Source organism: Niastella sp. sgz303648, assembly GCF_059587045.1.
This window is the reverse complement of the sequence record NZ_JCAPSW010000004.1, coordinates 406,723-425,690: the sequence shown is the minus strand read 5'-3', so window position 1 is coordinate 425,690 and position 18,968 is coordinate 406,723. Positions and strand designations below refer to the sequence as shown.

Below are 18,968 nucleotides of genomic sequence, written 5' to 3'. Positions count from 1 at the left end.
GCCTGTAAGCCAAAGCATGTCTGAAACACTTTTCGCGCAGGCATATTGTACTGCCTCGCTTAAGCAATTACATTCGCTTAACCGGTTACTTTTTGTGGAGGTGGAGGTAATAGATAAAGATGGGCGCTAATATAAACAAAAAGGGGCAATGGGCAATAATAAAAGGCAGAAGGCAAAAGGCAATGGGCAATAGAATGTGGGCAATTTACAATGAGTGGCTATTGGGGTGGAGACCACTCTTCGATTTTCCGCGATAAATCGGGCAGATATTTGGTAAACCATTCCGGTAATTCAGCATAAGGAATTGCGGAGACTACTTCACCATTAGTAAAATGCGCGAGGGCAATATGAAATTCAGTTGTATCAATTATTCGAATGTTGTCTACTGCATCAATATGTTGCTCTAATTTTTGAAGATTACCATAAAAATTATCTTCGATTGTGGCGCGATCTACCCAGTGCCCTCCTTCTTTAGATCGATCGTTTACCCGTAATTCAGATACATTCGGGCTGGCTAAACCCAAATACAATAAGTTAACTAAATATCCATGCGATTTAAACTTTCTCGGAATATCCCAGGTACTATCGTTTGTGAAATGACCTTCATATACATAGTTACTTCGTGAAGATAATGCTTCTGCTACCTGTTTTTCGAAGGTTTCAACCGTAAATTCATATGCTAATTTTCTAACTTCTTTAGGAGCTTTTATAGTTTGCCACAGCTCATTTCTTTTATTCACAAAAAGCTTATCACCATCAAATATTGAACAGGATTCCTGAATATGTTGAGGTAAATAGATTGACCCTATTGTTGATTTGCCCGCACCATTTGAACCGGTAATAATATAAAGTTCGGGCATAACTCTTATGCTAAATGAAACTTTTTACGGACTACATCTTTCTCCGGATCTGTTAGTTCCCGTATAAGAGTGAAATCACGTGAATTAGTAGATTTTAAATATACAAGTACTATTCGCCCATCAGCATATTCGAGGTAACATTGGTTGTCAGGTAAATCCAAAGAGTTGATCATAAAAGGCAATCCCTTTTGAAACTTTGCCTTGCGTAGTTCTTTAACTGCATCATTCCCCTTCGCTTCCATTATTTTCAATTCGTTTGTTGGCATAATAAATAGCTGGTATGTTTCAATCTTTGTATACTCAAATATACTGAATTTACCCGAATGTGTCAAAGGCGAGTCTTCCATTGGGTAGATATAACTACATATTATTCAATATTTTACTTGCATTACTGTTAAAGGCTCGCCAAACAGCCAATTAAAATAAAAGGTTGCAACGGAACCAGGCATCAAAGTGTCAAACAACCGCTGCTGCGTCATACTATTTCAAAACTAACTACATGCAAAAAAGGATTTTTTTAGGCATGCTGGTACTGCTTGCCGGTACCACAGGCATGGCGCAACAGACTGCAACCTGGCCTTCAATGGCTAAAGGCGACGTATTTGTTAAGTTTAGTCCATTGGGTATCATCAATCCTTTCGATGGTAATTTGTCGTTTGGTGCCGAATACTGCTTTCTTAAAAACTGGTCAATAAACATGGAAGCAGCGCGGATTTTTTATTCTTTTTACGCACCTCATACTTCCAGCACTTCGGGTATAATCCTAAGGCCTTCTATACGTTGCTACCTGAACGACTCAGAAAATTTTTTTATTGAATTACAGTTTCATTATAAAAATGTAACCTACCTGTTATCAGATTCACTTACTTATGAAGCAACGGCTACCACCCCGGCTTATGGTGAACGTACACAGAACCGGTTCGACCGAAAGGTGATCGGTGCACATGCCATGGGAGGTATTAAATTACCCATGGATAAGAAACGGCGATTTTGGTTAGAATTTTATTGGGGGGTGGGCATGCATTTCAAATGGCAACATCTCGAATTTCCTTCGAACAGCATTTACAAAAATGAAAACAGGAACCGCATTTTCAGAATTAATGATTTTAACGGAGAAGGTGCACCTGCTTTTCCGGCAGGTGCCAGATTGGTATTTAGAATTTTGTAGTCATACGAAATTTGCATACGATTAGTAAATTGCCATATGGAGAAGAGGCCAATATACACTATTGGACATGGAAACCGAAGGGCCGAAGAGTTGCTGGAACTTCTTGACAAATACGGCATTCAGTATTTAATTGATGTACGTTCTGTGCCGTATTCACGCTATCATCCGCAGTTTAGTAAAAACAACCTGCAGCATTTTCTCGAAAGCCATAATATCAGGTATGTGTTTATGGGCGATACACTGGGCGGCAGGCCTACTGATCCAACCTGCTACAAACAGGGGCAGGTTGATTATGATATCGTGAAAACAAAAGACTTCTTTAAAATCGGCATCGAACGGTTAAAAGCCGCCTTTGCAAAAGATTTGCCGGTAGCCATTATGTGCAGTGAGCGAAATCCTGCCGAATGCCACCGGACGCGGCTGATCGGGCGCGTTCTGTTCGACGATAAAATTCCTGTTAAGCATATTACGGAAAAAGGAACACTGAAAGATCAGGCAGATGTGATGAATGAAATTCAAAGTGGTGGGTTGTTTTAAAACAATCTTTTTCTTAGAGATATTCTCTTACTTCTTACCTTGTACTTCAACCTTCATTCTTCTTCAATATATCGGCCTGTTTCGTTGCTGCAAAGTATTCCCGTATAAGCGCATGATACAATTTATTGCGGGTTACGTTCAGGCGTACCTGCGCTTCTTTTCTGAGTTCATCATCGGCCAAAATATACTTCGCCTCATAATTGGCAGTTTCCATAATTTCCTGGTTGCGCAATTGTTTACGGCTTGGTTTGCGTTTTTTCATATGGGGGTATTTGCATACCACTGTTTTGTCGCCATATTGTTTAATTACAAGTTGCCTGCCTATTTGTCCCGACAGTTTTTTTAGCAATATATTTTCACTGATAGCCATAATAACCTTTTTACAATGATGAAATGATATACTAAAGGTACTATGAGGAACCTCTTTGATACCTCCTCTTTTTGGGTGATTTTAGGTTTATCTCAGGTTCATTGTTGGTTTTTCAACCTGAGATAATCCTGAGAATAACCTAAGAAGACCCTAAGATGACCCAAGGATGCGAGGATCAAAAGAGGTAGCAGAGAGGTAGATTACACTATGATGGTAATATGCGGTACACCTTTTTGAGTAGTTATCATGAATGCCAATTGCCTTACAGATACCTGTGCCACGGTTAGTTTAATGCCGCCAGTAAAAACCGTGGTACGGCTTTGCAATTGCCCATTGCCAATTGCTTATTGCCCATTGCCTATTGCGCTATTGCCTGTTGCAGCTGTTTCATCATTTTCGGCAAATTAATACCCTTGCCTAATACCGGCTTAAACAGATCGCCTTCATTTTTCAGGCGGTCAATCATGTTAAAGATGGTGAAATCAAGAATCTGCAATCCCTTTTTTACTTCTTCCCAATGTAAGGGCGCCGATACCGGCGCACCCGGTTTGGGGCGTAACGAATAAGGACCAGCCACTGTTGCCTGTGGGCGGTTTTGCAGAAAGTCGATATATAATTTTCCTTTTCGTTTATCGGTATACCGTTCAATACTGGTAAAGGAAGGCAGTTCGGCATGTATCAGTTTGGCGATCAGCCGGCCGAACTCTTTCGATTGTTCATAAGTGTACCGGGCGCCAAGCGGAATGTAAATGTGCAAACCTGTTGATCCCGATGTTTTGCAACTGGCGGTAATGTTGTAGGTATCGAGTATTTGTTTGGTTACCTGCGCTGCCTCAATAACCTGTTCAAAAGTGTTCTTTTTATGCGGGTCAAGATCAATGATGCACCAGTCGGGGTGATCGGGCGATTGTATGCGGCTGCTCCAGGGATTTATTTCAATACAACCCAGTGATGCAATGTACAGCAGACTGGCTTCGCTGTTACATACCAGAAAATTCTTTTCACGTTCATCGGTTTCGCTGTAATAGGGAAAACCAGTGATCCAGTCGGGTACTTTGCCGGTAATATCTTTCTGATAAAAACTTTCCTGATTAATACCATTCGGAAAACGGTTAAGCGTTTGCGGTCTGTCTTTCATATAAGGCAGCATAAAAGGCGCCACCTGGTAATAATAGTTCAGCATATCGCGCTTGGTAACCTTTTCTTTCGGCCAGTATATTTTACTCAGGTTGGTAAATTTCAGTTCATGTCCGCCGATGGTGCGTACCTGTGTTTCGTCTTTCGGATTTAATAATGTTTTGCGTTCCTTTCGGTTACCCCGCTTCGTTAATTTGCTGCTTACCCATGCATGTTCTTTTGCATGTTCTTTGTTCACCACCTGTTCGGTATGCATTGGTTTTTCAAGCACTACTTCATGCGGCTCTTTATCTTCACGCAATCCTTTAAACGAGGGCTGGCGCATGGCGCCATCGCCGCTAAGTGCGCGGTAACTGATTTCGGCCACCAGTTTGGGTTTTACCCAGGTAACCTCAGCCTTCGGCGGATTCGGACGAAACCGCGATGGCTTATTATAATCGGGCACTTCGCGAAACGGACATTTTGCCGTTTTGAGGGGCTTCAGCTTTTTGAGCAGTTCGGCCTGGAACTGATCAGAAAAACCGGTTCCAACCGGACCAATAAACTGCAACTCGTCATTTTCGTATACGCCCATCAGCAGGGCGCTGAATAAACGGTGGGTTGTTTCATTACGCGTATAGCCACAAATAATGGCTTCCTGTCGTTTTTCGGTTTTGATCTTCACCCAATCTTTTGAACGAAGTGCTGGTGTATACACGCTGTCGGCTTTTTTGGCAATGATGCCTTCGAGCTCCATATTGCCGGCCGCTTCAAAAAATTCAGTGCCCGATGTTTCGAAATTCTCACTTAATAAAAAGATGTTTTCTTTGGCAGGCAGCACCGATCGCAGCAATGCACGCCGTTCAACAAGTGGTAAATTCGTGACGTTGTACCCGTTCATCCATAATACATCGAATAAATAGAACATCAGCTGACCGTCGGCCTCGCTACGCCAGGTTTGCAAAGTGCTGAAGTCGGAAATGCCTTTTTCATTTACCACAATGATCTCACCATCTAAAACAGCATTGATCTTCCACTTCTTCAACGCTTCATAAACCGGATAAAATTTTTCATTGAACGATTTGTTGTTACGCGATCGCAGATCAACCTTCCCGTTTTGCAGATAAGCGAGGGCCCGGTAGCCATCCCATTTTATTTCATAGATCCATCCCGGGTCATCAAACGGTTTATCAACCAGTGTGGCCAGCATAGGCGCCAGATCCGTTGGCATCGGCGCTTTTTTACCGGCTGCCGGTGACACTTTTTTTACCCGTGAACCGGTTGGTTTAACCGGCCTGCCTTCAGTAATGGTGCGCAGTGCCTGTTTAATTCTATTACGTTTTTCGGTGCTGCTTTTGCCTGCCCGTTTTTTTCGTGTGGTTGCGATACTCATAACTAAATCCCCGGCTGAATGAGTAAAAAATATGTGCCGGGCCTAAACCTTAGTGCCGTCAGGTACAATATGTTGGTAGAAAATCGATGTGTGATTGTTTTATCGTGCCGTAGGCACGGAACATTGGGTACATTAACCTTGTTCTTCGATAGCGTTATTACCTGCCGATAAAATTCCTCAGTAACCATGCTACCTTACTGATTTATAATGTGGCACAGGGTTTTTACCGGTTTTCATAAAGAGTTGTTATGAAACACGATAAGGTACATGTTGAACCACCGCCTGCTGATGATACCGCCAAAGCAGGTGATCAGAAAAAGAAACCCGATAAAAAAGAGCCGATTACCATACATGTAGATCCCTCTCAGATAAATGAAAAGAAAACGAATATTCCTGATAGTAAGAATCAGGGTAAAACAGGGAGTGAGATAACTGATGGAGAAGACGGGTAATTCAGTTAATTCAGTTTGAAGTTTGTGGTTTATGGTTTGTGGTTTTTTAGGTGAATCTTTGCCGTATAATTTGATCCTGTTAAACAGGCTAAGGTGTTTGATCTTAATAATGAAACTCCAAAGTGCGGCAGCAACCACAAACTACAAACCAGAAACCAGAAACAAATACATTTGCGCCTTAGCGAGATTTTTAATTATTACACTTCCTTCCTTAGCACTTCCAACGGTGGTTTGTTCAATACGCTCCAGCTGTTGAAAACCCCAATGATCACTGTTAGTAAAGAAATAGCGCCAAATAACAGCAAAACAGGAATCCATTGAGGAGTAAAGGGCGCATTGAAACTGTATTTGGCCAGTGCCCAGCTGGCTGCCAAAGAAAGCAGAATGCCGGTTGCCGCTGCCAGCGCTCCCAGAAAGAAATATTCAAGAGCAGTGATCACAAGGATCTGTTTACGGCTGGCGCCGAGGGTGCGCAGCAAAATACTTTCCTGCATGCGCTGATATTTACTAATAAGCACCGATGCGATCAGTACAATAATACCGGTTATTATGCTAAACCCGGCCATGAAGCGGATCACAAAACCTATTTTATCCAGCACTTCATCAAGCACCGTTAATATTAAGTTCAGATCAATAACAGATACGTTGGGATATTTTTTTACAACAGCCTGCTGAAAGCGGGCCGATACTTCGGGCGAGGGCACCCTGGTTACCAATACATGAAACTGCGGCGCATCTTCGAGCACACCTGTGGGAAAAATAACCCTGAAGTTGGTTTGTACCCGTTGCCAGTCGACCTGACGAAAACTACCCACCACCGTAGGGATCAAAGTTCCCTGTACATTGAATATGATATGATCGCCCAGGTTTACATGAATGCGTTTGGCATACCGGTCTTCCATGGAAATATAAATAACATCCTCAACCGATTTTACCGGACCGTATAACTTACCGGCCGTTAATTTTTCTGAACTGGTTAATGTATCGCGGTAGGTAACCCGAAATTCCCATTCAAAAGCTTCGGAACGGTAACCTACCGAATCCTGTTTAACCTGTGCTGCTGTTTGATGATTGATTTCTTCAACGCGCATGGTAACAATGGGCACCTGTTGCATCACCGGTAAATGGTATGTAGTGGCCAGCGCTGCTACACTGTCTTTCTGGTTGTTCTGAATATCGAACAAAACCATATTTGGCTGATTGCCGCTGCCCGATAACGTAACCCGGCTGATCAGAATGTTCTGAATAAAATACAGGGTACCAATAAAGGCCGCACCTAATCCGATGGTAACAATCAGAATAAGGGTTTGATTATTGGGCCTGTATAAATTGGCAAAGCCCTGCCGCCATAAATAATTCCATGATGATGGAAAAAAGCGCCGTACCAGCCATCGCAACAGCAACGCTACAGAGGCCAGTAATAAAAATGCAACGAGAATACTTACAGTAAATATGATCGACTGTCGCCAGTTATGAATTTGCCACCAGGTAAATCCCGCCACAAAAAACAGTATCAGCGCATATACCAGCCATTTCAGCGGATCGCGAAAGCGTATCTGTTCAACCGATAATCGCAGCGTATACAGGGGTGAAATATTTCGAACAGTGACCAACGGCAGCAGGGCAAACAATAATGAAATAACAATGCCCGATACAATACCCTGGCTCACCGCTTTCCATGAAATGATTGTGGTTACTTCAACCGGCAAAAAATCTTTTAGCACGGCAGGCAATTGCTGCTGAATTAAAATACCCGAAACGGCGCCCAATATCGATCCTATGAGGCCAATGCCGGTAATTTGAATCAGATAAATCAAAAATGCCTGCGACGAGTTTACACCCAAACAACGCAGGATGGCGATAGACGCAATTTTTTCGCGGATATAAATATGAATGGCGCTGGCCACACCTATACAGCCCAGCAACAGTGCAATAAAGCTGATGAGGGTTAAAAACTGGTTGAAATCTTCAAAAGCGCGCCCGGTATTTCTTTTTCGTTCTTCTACGGTATCATAATCAAGCCCTTCTTTATCTAAACGGGGTTCAATATCCGAAATCACTTTATCAATTTCTGCCGGCCGGTTGTATTTGTAATAATAGGTGGTGGCAATGCGGCTGCCGCGTTGAATAAGTCCGGTTGAATCGAGGTATTTCAACGGAATATACACGGGTGGGGCAACGGTGGTTGATAAACCGGTGCGGCCCGGCGCTTTGGTAATAACGCCGGCAATGGCAAAGGTTACGTCGCCTATTTGAATGGAGTCGCCCACTTTGGCATTGTACTGCAGCATCAGCGTTTTATCTACCAGCGCCTGCCGTTCTTTGCGAAATGTTCGGGCTGCGTGAGCAGGCGTGGTTTCGATAGAGCCGTAATATGGATAATCGCCTTCGAGTGCGCGTACCTGTACCAATCGGGTTCCATCGTTTTTGGTAAAATAGATCATGGAGGCGAAGGTGCGTTCAACAGAACGTTCATCGCCCAGTGAATCGAGCAGGGGGCGAATGCGGGAGCTTACTCTTTTATTGCTTTCAATAACCAGGTCGGCGCCTACCAGTGTTTTTGCCTGCCGGTCTATGTCGCTACGCACATTATCGCCCAGTGAAAAAATAGCCACCAGTGCGGCAATGCCCAGTACAATCGACGAAACAAATAAAAAAAGTCGTGACCGGTTACGGCGGCTATCGCGCCAGGCCATTCGTAACAGCCAGCCAAAACGGAGATGCCTTTTATATTTGAATATTGTTTTGTCCATTCTTTTGAATTTCTTGATTTAGGGATTTTGGGATTTTGCGATTTAAATGCAGCTCTGAATGAAATAAATCCCAAAATCAATAAATCTCAAAATCTCTAAATCCTTTAATTGTTCTCATCAGCTACTACATGACCCCCTTTGAGCTTTATTATGCGTTTGGTTTGCGAAGCCAGCTCCAGGTTGTGTGTTACAATAATTAAGGTGGTACCTGCTTCCTGGTTCAGGTCGAATAATAACCTGATCACCTTATCGCTGGTTTCAACATCGAGGTTGCCGGTTGGTTCATCGGCAAATAAAATGCGCGGATTGTTTGCAAATGCGCGTGCGAGGGAAACGCGTTGCTGTTCGCCACCCGATAACTGCGCCGGATAGTGATGCAGGCGGTTATTGAGCCCTACTTTATCTAACAGGCTCACCGAACGGGCGCGCACATTTTTTTCGCCTCTCAATTCAAGCGGTACCATTACATTTTCAAGTGCGGTTAATGTAGGCAGCAACTGAAAGTTTTGAAAAATAAAACCAACATAGCGGTTGCGAATCTGTGCCCGCTCGTCTTCGGTCAGCTGATCGAGCCGTATATTATTTAATTCAACCGAACCATTCGAGGCGCGATCGAGCCCGGCGCACAAACCCAGCAAAGTGGTTTTGCCGCTGCCCGATGGCCCAACTATTGAAACGGTAGAACCGGCCTCAACAGAAAAATTAACGTTATCGAGCACGGTTAATGTTTGACCGGCGCCCTGGTAGGTTTTACTTACGTTTTGTACGTTCAGAATTGTATCCATGTTGTCAGTGGTGAATGGTCAGTGGTGAATGGTCAGTGGTGAATAGTCGATGATCAATAGTGAACCTGACTGCCGGCACACAGGTTGTTATTGGGCAATGGGTTTTACTCACCATTGACCACTCACCATTCACGGTAAGAATTTAACATAATTTCTGTTCCTGCACAATAGTAGCGCACACAAACTTTTATTACATTTTTGTGGTAATAAAGTTGCTTAAATTAATGTTATTTTGTTAGACGCACGAAAAACAGGATAAGGATGGAACAATTAACAGGTAATTACAATATGAAAATAAATGTTTTGGGTTGGTTGCTGGTAATTGCCTTACTGGCCGGTTGTGCAAATAATTCTGAAAAACCCAATACTCCCGCCGAACAAAAAAGGGAAAAAACCACCCCATCGCCTGATAAGGAAAAAGCAAAAACAATTGTGTTTTACGGAAATAGTCTGACGGCCGGATACGGCGTAGACCCTTCAGAAGCATTTCCGGCCATCGTTCAAACAAAAATAGATTCACTGCAACTGCCATATAAAGTTATCAATGCCGGTTTAAGCGGCGAAACCACGGCTGGTGGCAGAAGCCGGATCGACTGGATACTTCGCCAGCCGGTGAACGTATTTGTGCTTGAGCTGGGTGGTAACGACGGCTTGCGCGGCATTCCGATTTCAGAAACAGAAAAAAACCTGCAGGCGATCATCGATAAAGTGAAAGCCAAATATCCCAACGCTACGATCATATTGGCTGGCATGCAAATACCGCCCAATATGGGTAAAAAGTATACTACGGCATTTCGCGAAGTATTTCAGCAACTGGCTGCCAAAAATAATATTACGCTCATTCCATTTTTATTAGAGCATGTAGGCGGTATTGCATCGCTGAACCAGGGCGATGGCATACATCCCAATCCCGAAGGACATAAAATTGTTGCAGAAAATGTGTGGAAGGTGCTGCAGCAATTCGTAATTATTAAGTAATAAGTTGTAAGTAGCACTTTAGAATATTGATAACTGATAGTTTTCGGTTTGGCTATTAACCATACCAGGACGGTCATTCGTGAAAAATATTAATACCTGCAGGTTTCCTCCCTTCTTTTTCTTTCACTTTCTTTGCGCCTGATACCAAAATACCTAATCGAAAACAGTAATTCCTCTTATGAAAAAATGTCAGGTCTTATGCACCCTTGCATTGATTTTATTTTCCTTTCAAATCAACGCCCAAAGCTGGCAACCTTTAGGGCCCAATGACGACAATCAGCCAACATTTTATGGCCATAATTACATCTCAATCGCAATGAACAGTAACGGAGTTCCCTATGTGGTATTTGAGGATGTAATGAATGATAACGCCTTATCGGTAAGAAAATTTGAAAACGGTACCTGGACGTTCGTAGGTACACCTGGTTTTGGCGCCGGACATGGTGCTGAACCTTGCATTGCTGTAGACGGAAACAGTATTCCTTATGTAGTGTACCGCGACAGATTGAATAGCTATAAAGCAACGGTTAAAAAATTAAACGGCAGCATCTGGGAAGATGTGGGAACGGCCGGCATTTCAGCAGGTAATTCCAGTGGATTCAATATAGCAATCGACGGCAATAATATCCCATATGTATTGTACGATGATGCAGAGAATAGTAATAATGTCACTGTAAAAAAATTTGACAATGGGAACTGGACAGATGTTGGAACGCCTGGTTTTATCTCAAACACTTATTATACTTCGTTAGCCATCGATCCATCCAATATTCCTTATGTAGCCTACGGTGATCCGGCAAATAGTGATAAAATAACAGTTAAAAAGTTTAATAACGGCAGTTGGACAACCGTGGGGACGGCTGGTTTTTCAACAAATAGTGTCGATGATATTACCATTGCATTCGACCGGGCACATAGTAATACGCTTTATGCATCGTATTTGGACGGGGCTAATGCAGCTGTAAAAAGATTTAATGGCAGTACCTGGGTAACAATGCCCACAACCGGCTTGTCGTCGTTGTTTCCTTATCTGCTTAAAATGGCTATTAGTGTTCACGGCATTATTTATCTCGCCTATAATGATGGCATCGATGGCTCACCAGTAGTTAAAAAACTATCCGGCAGCAGTTGGATAGATGCAGGAACAGGAACCCTTTTAGGGTCAGCTGAAACCATGGCCCTTGTTACAAATTCGAGCGATATACCATACATAGCATATAGTGACAACTACCTGGGAAATAAGGGTGTTGTGAAAAAGCTCAATGCCGGCAGTTGGGCCCCGGTTGGAGTTCCTGGCTTTACTTCTTCAGGCGCTAATGATATTTCAGTAAAGATTGATGCTAACAACACACCTTATGTAGTGTATCAGGACAACCAAAACCAAAACAGTAGTAAAGTCACCGTAAAAAAATATAATAACAATACATGGGCAGATGTAGGAACTGCCGGTTTTTCAACAGGAACTATCGGTTCGCCTTCTTTGACCATTGACGCAACTGGTGCTCCCTATGTTGTATACCGGGATGGTACAGTGAATAGTGGTAAAGCTACTGTGCAAAAATTTAATGGAAGCAGCTGGGAAATAGTGGGCGCCGCAGGTTTTTCAGATGGATACGTTGAATTTACCACTATAGCGATAGTTGGCAGCACACCTTATGTAGCGTATCTGGATGGATCAAGGAATAAAAAGGTAACCGTAAAAAAATACAATGGTACAACCTGGGTAGATGTGGGCACACCTGGTTTTTCGGCCGGCGCTGTTAATTACACATCTATAGCCCTTCAAAGCGATGGCACTCCGTATGTAGCCTACCAGGATGTGGCTAATAGTAATAAGTTAACTGTTAAAAAAATCGACGGCAATGATTGGGTAACGGTAGGCACAGAAGGGTTTTCGTCGGGAACTGCTTTAGATGTTTCTATAGCATTTGATGGCAATGATATTCCGTATGTAGCATTCGATGATGAAAATGGAAATGAAGCAATACCTACTGTAAAAAAGTTTGTTAACAATAGCTGGAATGATGTAGGTACTATTGCAACAAATAGTAGTGCTGAATATATTTCTATAGCGTTCAATAGTAATAATGTGCCTTATGTAACATATAAAGATTGGCTCAACACTGGTAAAGCCTCCGTAAAAAAATTCAACGGTACAAACTGGATCGATGTAGGAACGCCGGGTTTTTCGACTGGCGAGGCCGATTATACTTCTATTGCGATCGGTTCAAACGACAATCCGGTAGTTGTTTACAGCAGCGATGATGCTTTTGCCAAAACAATTATTGAATCTACGCTTCCGTTGCATTTCGTTGAATTTGCAGGTCAATTGCTCAAAAACAACGCCCTGCTTGCGTGGAAAACCGATAATGAAGAAAACACAAAAGAGTTTATTGTAGAAAGAAGTATTGATGGCCATAAGTATACAACAGCAGGTTCTGTTGCTGCTATAAATGCAACAGGTGTTCAGCAATACAATTTTACCGATGATAACATTGCTTCATTGGGCGCTTCGGTTGTATACTATCGTCTCAAACAGAAAGATATCGATGGTAAGTTTACTTATTCGCGCATTGTAGCATTGCCGGTTAACAAACAGGCCAACATGGTTGTTTTGTATGGTAATCCTGTTCACAGCGAGGCAAACTTTACTGTAACAGTCAATAAACCGCAACAAGTGCAGGTGCGCATTATTGATAATACAGGAATGGTAATGAAATCGCAACAATGGAATCTGAGTTCGGGCAACAACTCGTTATCATTCGATATGAGCGGCCTGCCGAAAGGATTGTACTATTTAGATATAAAAGGTAGTTCGGTTAATAAACAAGTCATGCTGATTAAACAATAATAGCAGCCTTTAAAATTTAAGCGGTGCCACGGTTTCCCCCTCGACTTCGCCCGGGATCGTGGCACCGCTTTGTATACACCCCTTTAGGTGAAGGGGATGGGTAAAAAAGAACCGCCGTTCGGCTATTCACCAAACGACGGTTAAGAGAAGTTTTACAGGCCCCATCATTGCGTGATTTAGGGATTGTTCAAGGTTCCATGATAAAACTCCAAAGTGGTACGAAACAAAACTGTTTCGAATAACATCATGTTCAGAGGTAACATAACTATACTTTGGGTTTATCAGGTCGATAGGCAATGTTCAATGGTGAATGGTCAATGTGGTAGTGGGGTAAGCAATATACAAAATCATTTCAATATGAAAAAAAGGTTCCGGCTCATAAATGAACCGGAACACCAAGCTAAAACTGCAAACTAAACGACGAACTAACACTTGTTAAAACCTATGAGAAAACAATTGGCAATAAGCAATAGGCAATAGGCAAAACAAAAAATGGGGTTCATTGCCAATTATCTATTGCGTATTGCTTATTGGTTAATAATTCGGGTTCTGTGTTATAATGCCCTTGCTTTCATCGATTACAACCTGCGGAATGGGCACATAATAATTCTTTGGCCGCTGAAACACACGCGCAGGTACCACTACTGCTCCATTGTACGGTTGCAACGGAGAAGCTTTTTTGGGTTTGTTGAAAATGGTATCCAGGTTAACCAGACCGGCTTTATCCCAGCGCAACAGGTCCTGGAAGCGAACATTTTCTCCCCCCAGCTCAACACGACGTTCATGTATCAGTTGTTTTATACCTGCACCGCTTATGGTGGTAAGTCCTGCTCTTTTTCTAACTACATTAATTTCGGCATCACCGGCGCCGGCGCCATTTTTTCTGATCTTGGCTTCGGCTACCAGCAAATAAATATCGGCAGTACGTAACAGGGGTTGTTTTAAATCGCCATCCAAACTGCCTGAGCCATCAGGATTGTAAGCGGTATATTTTCTAAGGCAATAACCTGTTGTGAGCGAATTGCTCGGCAACATTCTTCCTGTTACCTGACCTGTTTTACCGGCAAACATCTGATAAGCATCTTTATCGGTTATTTCGATCAGTGTGGTTTGATAAGGAATTGAATCACCCACTGCGAGCAACGTAGTTTTTTTGCGAATCGAATCGGCTGTTTCAAACTCATCGGCAAAGTTCTGCGTGGGATGATGAAAACCCCATCCATTCCATGCACGTGGTGTGAAGTAAATATTAATAGGAGCGTTGTTGAAATTGTTTTTATTCCATACGGCAAAAAGAAGTTCCGAATTGCTTTCCTGGCTTCCGAGTGTAAAGTTATCGCGGTAACTGGCGGCCAGTGCATAGTTTGAATTGGTGATCACTTTTGATCCATATTCGATGGCCTTGTCTACGTTGTCTTCCATCATATACAACTTGCAAAGCATACCCCAGGCGGCGCCCTTAGGCACGCGTCCTTTATCTTCATCGCCGTATGTTTCGGGCAACAGGTTGGCCGCTTTTATCAGATCGGCTTCAATCTGTGCACGTATCACCGTTACCGAGTCTTTGGGAACGTTGTAGTTACCGGCTGCAACATTATCTTCCAGTATCAATGGCACGCTGCCAAAGATCTGGTTCAGTATGTAATATCCGTAAGCGCGTAAAAAGTAGGCTTCACCCAGCGAACGGTTGCGAATGGCTTCGTCCATAGTGGGCACTTTGGGAATATACATAATGGCATTGTTGGCACGGGCTATCTGTTCGTACGACCATGACCAGGTAGGACGCAGCTGATAGGTGGTTGGCGTTGCCGTAAACCGTTCTATTTCCCAAAAATCGGGGTGGTCGCCGTCAACCGAAATATCGTCGCTTGCATCGTCGAATGCGTAATTGTTATGGCCTACACCTTCTTCCTGGGTAAGCACATTGTATATACCATTAACGCCGGCAATTACATCGCTTTGATTACGCCAGTAGTTGGCTGTTGTATAAGAGCCGGTGGGATCACTGTCCAACGGTTTTTTTATACATCCTGCTACCAGAATAAAAAGTATGCAGCCTGTAAAAAATATATATACCAGATTAAGTTTCATAATACTGTTGTTTTAAAACTAAAAATTAAAAGAGGCGCCTATCATCAGTGTTCGCGAAGGCGGGTATTGCGCCACATCAACCCCTCTTTGTTTGTTGCCATCGGTATAACCCAACTCAGGTGTATAACCGCTGTACGGAGTAAGAATGAATGCGTTGTAGCAACTTACATACACTCTGGTATCGGGTAATGATGCGTCGGCTATTTTTAGTTTACGAAAAGTATATCCTAATGAAATGTTTTTAAGGGCCAGGTAATTTCCTTTTTCGATCCATAAATCGCTCGACCGGTAGTTTAAGTTGGCATTGGTGCGGCTTAAACGTGGAATGCTGTTGCTGGTGCCTTCGCCATGCCAGCGACCCAATGCGTCGTGGTACATGTTAAATACCTGTGTGGCATCCAACCCGGCCATGCGATCGGCATTGTACAGGTGTACACCCATTACACCGGAAAAAGAAAAGCTAAGATCGAATCCTTTGTACCAGGCGCTGCCGTTGATGCCATAAGTAGCACGTGGATTGGGATTGCCCAGATTCACCCGGTCTTTATCGTCAATAATTCCATCGCCGTTCTGATCAAGGAATTTTACATCACCGGGTTTAATATTCGTTTTGTTGGGATCGTTGGTAATATTGGGATCTTTATCAATGTCGCTCTGGTTCTGATACAAACCGCCGGTTTTAAATCCGTAGAACGAAGCAAGGGGCTGTCCTTCGTAGGTGCGCGAAGTTTCGAGCGACTCACGTCCGTAAAAAGCAGCGCCTATATAATCTTTGTTATTACCATACAGCCGGGTCACTCTATTTTTAATGAAGGCTGCATTTACACTAACAGAGTAACCCAGTTCACCCACTTTATCCTGGTAGCCAAGCTCAACTTCAACCCCTTTGTTATTTAAGGTGCCGATGTTTTGATTGGGAACGGTCACTACACCGCCGGGTATGTAGCCGTTTCCGGCGCCATAGGTTTCAACCAGCGGGTAGGGGATCAGCATGTCCTTTGTATTTTTATTGAACCAGGTAACGGTACCGGTTAGCTTATTATTTAAAGCGCCAAATTCAAGGCTGATGTTGGTCATTTCAGCACGTTCCCAGGTAATATCAGGATTGGCAAGACTGGTAATAAATGCACCGTCGACTACATTGGTACCGGTACCAATGGCGTAAATGGTTGATGAGCCTCCACGCGTTATAATACCCAGGTATTGATAAGCGGGAACGTTTTGGTTACCCAGCTGACCCCAGCCGCCGGTGATCTTTAATGTATTGATGGATGAAATATTGTCTTTGAAGAAGTTTTCATCCGAAATGCGCCAGCCGGCTGAGAAGGCCGGGAAGTAGCCCCACTGTTTTCCCTTTGGAAATTTGCTCGATCCATCGGCGCGCATGGTGGCGGTTAACAGATACTTTCCTTTGAAACCATAGTTGGCCCGTGCGAAATAAGATACCAGTCCTTCGTCGGGATTATTGTTGCCGCTCGAAAACTGGTTACCGCTGCTACCGCTATTTAATACCCGCTGGTCGGGGTTGGCATCGTCGTATCCTCTGCGTTCGGCCGTGAACCAGTTGCTTTTCAGGTTCTGCGCCGAATAACCGCCCACTACGGAAAGATTATGGTCTTTACCAAATTTGCCGTCCCAGGTAAGGTAATATTCTTCCAGCAAAGAAGTTTTTTTCGAAGATGTTTGTGTTAATATGGCCAGCGAGTTTACCCTTGTTTGATCGGGAGTGGCAATGGAGAAATTATAAAAATTATTCAGCGTTTGGTCGAAGCCATAATTCGCCCTGAACTTCAGGTTCTTTAAAATTTCTATTTCAGCATAGGCATTGGCCAGCACGCGTGAATTTCTGTTCGACTGGTCGATGTTGGCGGCCGTAAATACCGGGTTATTGATGTCGCCCAGTTCGTTATCGGCCTTTGAGCTGCCCCAGGTGCCATCGTCTTTTTTAACCGGAATAGCAGGGTTAAAGCGCAGGGCGCTCCATACAAGGCCATCCTGTGCCGAACGTGTATTGGGGCCGGCATCATTGGTTGATGAGTACAAAAGGTTTTCACCTACTTTAATGCGACTGCCGATCTTATGTTCTGAATTAAAGCGGGCGCTGTAACGGCGAAAGAAAGAGTTTTGTATCATCCCTTTGTTATCGTAGTAATTGCCCGATAAGCTAAAGTTGGAATTTTTATTACCTCCTCTCAGCGACGCATCTACATTATTTACTTTACCGGTACCAAACAGGGCATCCTGCCAGTTGGTGCGTTGCACGGCATAATAGGGATCGTTCCAGATGGCCGGAATAGGAGAGCCATCGTTGGTAAATTCTTCTTTCTTTAATGTTACCAGGTCGGGTGCTGTTAGCAGATCGAGTTTCTTTAAAACTTTCGATTGACCGGTATAGGCGTTTATGTTGGTCTTTAATTTCTCTTCGTAATTTCCCCTTTTGGTGGTAATGAGTATTACGCCATTGGCGGCCCTGGTACCATAAATAGCCGATGAAGAGGCATCTTTCAACACTTCAATGGATGCGATGTCGTTGGGATTTACATCGGTAAGGCTGCCGGCAGGTACACCATCAATTACTACCAGCGGATCGGAACTGTTGATGGTACCGGTACCACGAATACGTATGGCGGGTGTGCTGTTGGGAGCGCCATCGCCGCTTACAATATCAACGCCCGATGCACGGCCCTGTAATGCCTGGGCTGCATTGGTAACCGGCAGGTTTTGAAAGTCTTCGCCTTTAACGCGGCTGATGGTTCCTGTTACATCCCTTTTGCGTTGGGTGCCATAGCCCACTACTACCACATCGGCCAAACCGGTAGCGGCCAGTTTCATACTCACATTCAAAGCGGGTACGGCTGACTCGCCAACAGTTATGGTTGTTGTAATTGACTGAAATCCTACTGAAGAAATTTCTATTTCCCAGGTGCCATCGGGCACTGTGAACTGAAATTTACCGTTACGGTCGGTAACGGTGCCGATGTTTAATTTTTTGATAGAAACAGCAGCTCCTTCGATAGGCTGATTCTTTTCATCCTTCACCGTTCCCGAAATGGGCTGTGTAGTTATGGCAAAGGCTGTTGTTACATTGCCTGAGCTGTTTGGTTTTGGGTCAGGTGCAGCGTCAATGGTTACTGTCTGTACTGTGGATTTTTCTTCTTTCTTTTCTTTTACGATGATGGTCCTTTCGTGCAGAATGTAAACGAGGGGCTGATTTTTAAAGCACTGGTCAAGTACTTCCTTTACGGTGGCATTGCGTGCTTCGACGTCGACCCGATGCGCTTTGGCAAGCACCTGGCTACTGACTAAAAAATCGTAACCACCCTGTTGCTGAATCAGTTCAAAGATCTGTTCAAGCGTAGCGTTCTTTTTAACGATGGTGATTTTCTGCGATAAGCCCCTGGCACTCACATGCAGGGAAATTACAAGTAACAGAAAAGCAGTTAATTTCATAATTAGCAGCATTTTGGCCGGCAGCCACCGGTTGGCCGATCGGGTTTCGCCGGATACATGTTCATTACTGCATGGCACCCTGTTCGATTGCCATGGTGCGCAGTAAATTGTCAATTTCATACTTTTGTAAAGTTTTGGTTTAACAATTCAATGTCGGTTCAACA

The 18,968-nt window shown here is 43.6% G+C and carries 13 protein-coding genes; 5 read left to right on the top strand and 8 right to left on the bottom strand.

What is annotated here, in order from left to right; all coding sequences use genetic code 11:
* Window positions 1-218: 218 nt before the first annotated feature.
* Window positions 219-860 carry an ATPase gene (locus tag AC59IL_RS14445; RefSeq protein ID WP_496552855.1) on the bottom strand — a complete coding sequence of 214 codons (642 nt, stop codon included), beginning with the start codon at window positions 858-860 and terminating at the stop codon, window positions 219-221.
* A gap of 5 nt (window positions 861-865) precedes the next feature.
* Window positions 866-1,126, bottom strand: coding sequence for a hypothetical protein (locus AC59IL_RS14440; RefSeq protein WP_496552854.1), 261 nt, complete (start codon window positions 1,124-1,126; stop codon window positions 866-868).
* Between the two features lie 233 nt (window positions 1,127-1,359).
* On the opposite strand from AC59IL_RS14440, the gene AC59IL_RS14435 reads away from it, so the two are divergent.
* Complete coding sequence (locus AC59IL_RS14435) at window positions 1,360-2,028, top strand: hypothetical protein (protein WP_496552853.1); 669 nt, start codon at window positions 1,360-1,362, stop codon at window positions 2,026-2,028.
* Window positions 2,029-2,064: 36 nt separating this feature from the next.
* Window positions 2,065-2,565: a DUF488 domain-containing protein gene (locus AC59IL_RS14430; RefSeq protein WP_496552852.1), complete on the top strand. Its 501-nt coding sequence runs from the start codon at window positions 2,065-2,067 to the stop codon at window positions 2,563-2,565.
* A gap of 46 nt (window positions 2,566-2,611) precedes the next feature.
* Here the strand turns inward: AC59IL_RS14430 and AC59IL_RS14425 are convergent, their stop codons facing one another.
* Both AC59IL_RS14425 and ligD read right to left on the bottom strand, forming a co-directional pair.
* Window positions 2,612-2,935 (bottom strand): hypothetical protein, encoded by a 324-nt coding sequence (locus tag AC59IL_RS14425; protein WP_496552851.1) that lies wholly within the window; start codon window positions 2,933-2,935, stop codon window positions 2,612-2,614.
* A gap of 358 nt (window positions 2,936-3,293) precedes the next feature.
* Window positions 3,294-5,444, bottom strand: a complete 2,151-nt coding sequence (gene ligD, locus AC59IL_RS14420) for a DNA ligase D (protein ID WP_496552850.1) — start codon at window positions 5,442-5,444, stop codon at window positions 3,294-3,296.
* A 248-nt stretch (window positions 5,445-5,692) separates the two neighbouring features.
* Here ligD and AC59IL_RS14415 point away from each other — a divergent pair, with 248 nt between their 5' ends.
* Complete coding sequence (locus AC59IL_RS14415; RefSeq protein ID WP_496552849.1) at window positions 5,693-5,896, top strand: hypothetical protein; 204 nt, start codon at window positions 5,693-5,695, stop codon at window positions 5,894-5,896.
* Window positions 5,897-6,093: 197 nt separating this feature from the next.
* Here AC59IL_RS14415 and AC59IL_RS14410 read toward each other — a convergent pair whose 3' ends face one another.
* A complete protein-coding gene (locus AC59IL_RS14410; RefSeq protein ID WP_496552848.1) occupies window positions 6,094-8,649 on the bottom strand; it encodes an ABC transporter permease in 2,556 nt (851 codons plus the stop codon).
* 104 nt (window positions 8,650-8,753) lie between these two features.
* Complete coding sequence (locus AC59IL_RS14405; protein WP_496552847.1) at window positions 8,754-9,434, bottom strand: ABC transporter ATP-binding protein; 681 nt, start codon at window positions 9,432-9,434, stop codon at window positions 8,754-8,756.
* A gap of 261 nt (window positions 9,435-9,695) precedes the next feature.
* Here AC59IL_RS14405 and AC59IL_RS14400 point away from each other — a divergent pair, with 261 nt between their 5' ends.
* A complete protein-coding gene (locus tag AC59IL_RS14400) occupies window positions 9,696-10,412 on the top strand; it encodes a GDSL-type esterase/lipase family protein (RefSeq protein ID WP_496552846.1) in 717 nt (238 codons plus the stop codon).
* A 178-nt stretch (window positions 10,413-10,590) separates the two neighbouring features.
* Window positions 10,591-13,263: a T9SS type A sorting domain-containing protein gene (locus AC59IL_RS14395; RefSeq protein WP_496552845.1), complete on the top strand. Its 2,673-nt coding sequence runs from the start codon at window positions 10,591-10,593 to the stop codon at window positions 13,261-13,263.
* Between the two features lie 534 nt (window positions 13,264-13,797).
* Here AC59IL_RS14395 and AC59IL_RS14390 read toward each other — a convergent pair.
* Window positions 13,798-15,354, bottom strand: a complete 1,557-nt coding sequence (locus AC59IL_RS14390) for a RagB/SusD family nutrient uptake outer membrane protein (protein WP_496552844.1) — start codon at window positions 15,352-15,354, stop codon at window positions 13,798-13,800.
* Window positions 15,355-15,372: 18 nt separating this feature from the next.
* On the bottom strand, window positions 15,373-18,924 hold the full coding sequence (locus AC59IL_RS14385) for a TonB-dependent receptor (RefSeq protein WP_496552843.1): 3,552 nt from the start codon (window positions 18,922-18,924) through the stop codon (window positions 15,373-15,375).
* Window positions 18,925-18,968: the final 44 nt, after the last annotated feature.

Coding starts and splice junctions, on each gene's coding strand:
- AC59IL_RS14445 (WP_496552855.1), bottom strand. CDS start 860: ATGCCCGAACTTTATATTATTACCGGTTCAAATGGTGCGGGCAAATCA.
- AC59IL_RS14440 (WP_496552854.1), bottom strand. CDS start 1,126: ATGCCAACAAACGAATTGAAAATAATGGAAGCGAAGGGGAATGATGCA.
- AC59IL_RS14435 (WP_496552853.1), top strand. CDS start 1,360: ATGCAAAAAAGGATTTTTTTAGGCATGCTGGTACTGCTTGCCGGTACC.
- AC59IL_RS14430 (WP_496552852.1), top strand. CDS start 2,065: ATGGAGAAGAGGCCAATATACACTATTGGACATGGAAACCGAAGGGCC.
- AC59IL_RS14425 (WP_496552851.1), bottom strand. CDS start 2,935: ATGGCTATCAGTGAAAATATATTGCTAAAAAAACTGTCGGGACAAATA.
- ligD (WP_496552850.1), bottom strand. CDS start 5,444: ATGAGTATCGCAACCACACGAAAAAAACGGGCAGGCAAAAGCAGCACC.
- AC59IL_RS14415 (WP_496552849.1), top strand. CDS start 5,693: ATGAAACACGATAAGGTACATGTTGAACCACCGCCTGCTGATGATACC.
- AC59IL_RS14410 (WP_496552848.1), bottom strand. CDS start 8,649: ATGGACAAAACAATATTCAAATATAAAAGGCATCTCCGTTTTGGCTGG.
- AC59IL_RS14405 (WP_496552847.1), bottom strand. CDS start 9,434: ATGGATACAATTCTGAACGTACAAAACGTAAGTAAAACCTACCAGGGC.
- AC59IL_RS14400 (WP_496552846.1), top strand. CDS start 9,696: ATGGAACAATTAACAGGTAATTACAATATGAAAATAAATGTTTTGGGT.
- AC59IL_RS14395 (WP_496552845.1), top strand. CDS start 10,591: ATGAAAAAATGTCAGGTCTTATGCACCCTTGCATTGATTTTATTTTCC.
- AC59IL_RS14390 (WP_496552844.1), bottom strand. CDS start 15,354: ATGAAACTTAATCTGGTATATATATTTTTTACAGGCTGCATACTTTTT.
- AC59IL_RS14385 (WP_496552843.1), bottom strand. CDS start 18,924: ATGAAATTGACAATTTACTGCGCACCATGGCAATCGAACAGGGTGCCA.